The sequence below is a fragment of the Anabaena sp. AL09 genome, from assembly GCF_001672255.1.
In the GTDB taxonomy this organism is placed as follows: Bacteria; Cyanobacteriota; Cyanobacteriia; order Cyanobacteriales; family Nostocaceae; genus Dolichospermum; species Dolichospermum lemmermannii.
Map to the genome: position 1 here is coordinate 26,399 of NZ_LJOQ01000022.1, position 3,326 is coordinate 29,724.

General features: G+C 40.4%; 2 protein-coding genes and 1 pseudogene. 2 read left to right on the forward strand and 1 reads right to left on the reverse strand.

The genetic code is table 11. The features are described 5' to 3' along the window. Positions 1–87: 87 nt before the first annotated feature. A pseudogene (locus AN490_RS04200) lies at positions 88–1,004 on the reverse strand (spermidine/putrescine ABC transporter ATP-binding protein); the annotation flags it as partial. 18 nt (positions 1,005–1,022) lie between these two features. Between AN490_RS04200 and AN490_RS04205 the strand changes: the two are divergent. Both AN490_RS04205 and mrdA read left to right on the forward strand, forming a co-directional pair. Next, positions 1,023–1,157 carry a hypothetical protein gene (locus AN490_RS04205; RefSeq protein ID WP_300000283.1) on the forward strand — a complete coding sequence of 45 codons (135 nt, stop codon included), beginning with the start codon at positions 1,023–1,025 and terminating at the stop codon, positions 1,155–1,157. Further along, positions 1,127–2,905: a penicillin-binding protein 2 gene (gene mrdA / locus AN490_RS04210; RefSeq protein WP_300000285.1), complete on the forward strand. Its 1,779-nt coding sequence runs from the start codon at positions 1,127–1,129 to the stop codon at positions 2,903–2,905. Before AN490_RS04205 ends, mrdA begins: the two co-directional genes overlap by 31 nt. The last annotated feature ends 421 nt before the right edge of the window (positions 2,906–3,326 follow it).

Here is a 3,326-nt window from a genome sequence, read left to right on the forward strand (position 1 = left end):
ACCGTGATGAAGCAGGAAGTAAACACTAAGGTTATCGCTGTCCAGATGTGTCTAGACTTTGGTAATTTTGGGTAAGTTTTATAGAACGGAAAGTTGAATTTTTTCAGGACGCACACTAACAACAACACTTTGAGCTATTTTTAGAGGAGTTTGTTCATCACGACCAACAATAATGGTTAATCCGGTTTTAGTAGAAATTTTTACAGATTCTGCATCTACTTCCACAATTTCACCACTAAATAGATTAGTATCACCAATAAAGTCAGCCACAAAAGCTGTTTGGGGACCTTCGTAAATTTGGCTAGGAGTACCAATTTGTTCTATTTGCCTTGATTCATCACCGCAATGCGATTAGATAAGCACAGTGCTTCTTCCTGATCATGTGTCACCATCACAAAAGTTAACCCTAAATCCTTGTGAAGATTGGATAACTCAACTTGCATCTCCTTGCGAAGTTTTAAGTCTAATGCTCCCAAAGGTTCATCGAGGAGAATGACTGCGGGACGATTAACCAAAGCCCTTGCTAAGGCTACCCGCTGTTGTTGACCACCGAAGAGTTGACTGGGAACACGCGATCGCAAACTTTCCATTTTTACTAGTTTCAAAGCATCTGTAACGCGACTAGCAATTTCCGATTTGGATATTTTTTTTAATCGCAATCCAAAAGCAATGTTTTCCCACACATTCAAGTGATTAAATAAAGCATAACTTTGAAATACAGTATTCACAGGTCGCAGATAAGGAGGAACATCAGTCATTAACTGACCTTGAATGAGTAACTTCCCAGCATCCACCCTTTCAAATCCAGCAATTAAGCGGAGTGTCGTTGTTTTTCCACAACCAGATGGACCTAAAATACTAAAGAACTCTCCCTGTCTAACATCCAAATCCACTCCCTGGACTGCGGGTTCTTGGTTGAAAAACTTAAATACGTTACGCAATTCAACATCAAGTGGCTGTAATGTTTTTGAACCTCTTTGATTCTGTATCGCAGTTTGAGCCATAATCTTGTCAGTTGTCAGTTGTCAGTAGGGGCGAAGCATTTGGAAGATAAATTATCGGTCATTGCCAAAAATAGTTCTCCAAATGCTTCGCCCGTGTCCCTAGTCCCCAGTCCCCAATTCCTATGGCTATCTTATCATCATTATTTAGTATAAAAAAAAATACACGCACAGTTGGACGTGGTGTCCAATCCACATTTGTAATTTTATTCACATTATTAATGTTATCTGGTATCGGCGCTAGATTAATATATTTACAAATTATCGAAGGAAAAAACCACCGCATCCGCGCAGAATCTAATCGGATTCGGATTATTTCCAAACAACCAGAAAGAGGTAATATTTTTGACCGAAATGGTAAATTATTAGCCAGCACCCGTTATCCCCGGTCTGTGTACTTATGGCCAATGGCACATACCAAACCCTCCTGGCCGGTAGTTGGTCCACGTCTAGCCAAAATTCTCGACACCTCCCCAGAAGAGATCGAGAAAACACTTGAACAATCTGCTGTTAATCATTCTTCACTAATTCGCATCGCTCGCAATTTAAACGAAGCACAGGTAACAGCCTTAAAAGAGTATGAAAATGAACTACCAGGAGTAGAAATAAATACTGAAGCTGTGCGTTATTATCCTCATGGTCAAGAGTTGGCTCATATACTTGGCTACACCCGTGAAGTTACCGCTAAACAGTTGGAAAAAAAGAAAGCTGAAGGCTACAGATTAGGAGATGTCATGGGTCAAATGGGAGTAGAAAAAGCGTATGAAAAATTGTTAAGAGGTGAATGGGGAGGGCAGCAAATAGAAGTAGATGGTAGCGGTAGACCTCTACGAATATTGGGGAGCAAACAAGCAAAAGCTGGTAATGATCTGCACTTGACCATAGATTTAGATATACAAATGGCAGCAGAAAAAGCTTTAGGTAAACGCAATGGCGCAATAGTCGCCATTGACCCTAAAAATGGGGCTATCTTAGCCATGGTATCTCATCCCACCTTTGACCCCAATATCTTTTCTAAACAAAAACTTTCTCAAAAAGATTGGGAAACCGTCCAAGGTTCTGAACATCCCTTAGTTAATCGGGCTATTAGTGTCTTTCCTCCAGCCAGTACCTTTAAAATCGTCACCACAACCGCTGCACTAGAATCAGGTAAATTTTCTCCTGATACGGTATTACAAACCTACGGTTCTTTAACTATTGGTGGGACTACCTTTGGTGAATGGAATCATGCTGGTTTTGGACCATTGGGTTTTGTAGGAGCGATGCAGTGGAGTAGCGATACCTTCTTTTATCAAATTGGTAAGCGAGTCGGTGGACCAACATTGATCGAATGGACTCGTAAATATGGATTTGGTCAAAAAACCGGCTTTGAATTTACTACAGAAGAGTCCAAGGGTTTAGTTCCCGATGAAAATTGGAAACAGAAAACATGGAAGATACCTTGGAGTGTCGGTGACACTGTGAATATGTCCATTGGCCAAGGTGCTTTACAAGCTACACCTTTACAAGTCGCAGTCATGTTTGCTGTCCCGGCTAATGGAGGTTATCGCGTCCAACCCCATGTGTTGAAAGATAATGAAGAAGCTAGAAGCTGGAGAGAATCATTAAATCTCAAGCCCACAACTGTCAAAATTTTGCGTGAAGGATTACGAAAGGTGGTTAGTGAAGGTACAGGTAAGGTATTAAATGTCCCCTCTCTTCCTCCTATAGCTGGTAAGAGTGGGACGGCTGAAGCTTGGAGGAAAGGAGTTAAAGAAAATCACGCTTGGTTTGGGGCTTATGCACCTGCGGATAAGCCAGAAATTTTAGTGGTGGCCTTTGCTGAACATTCCGGTGGTGGTGGTGGTAGTGTTGCAGCACCCATGATTTTAGAAATAATGGAAAAACATTTTGCTCGAAAATAGGTGATTGTTAAAAACACAAAAAAATACCCTGAAATTATCTCCAGGGTACATATACGTTTTTCAGGCATTAATAAATTTAAGACTACTCAACCTCAAAAAATATTTCTACTACCTAAAGTAGAGTTATCAGAAAATAGGCTGAAAACCCCGGAATTGACACCTAAAAATCCAAAAAGTTTTTAGGTGTCCTTGATGATTAGCGGGCAAAATGCCCACGAAAGAAATAGTTAATCCATCCTTGATCAGGGATTAAACGGATTAAAGGATTACACAGATTACATGATCCCCAAGAGAATTTAATCTGTGTAATCTATGACATATGTAAAATCTTTGACACTCTGCGGTCTAAAGACACGCAGATTCTTTAAGACTTGCTTAAAAAGGATAGTCAATTATCCTCCTAGACGCTCAAGGCAACTAC

Coding starts and splice junctions, on each gene's coding strand:
- mrdA (WP_300000285.1), top strand. CDS start 1,127: ATGGCTATCTTATCATCATTATTTAGTATAAAAAAAAATACACGCACA.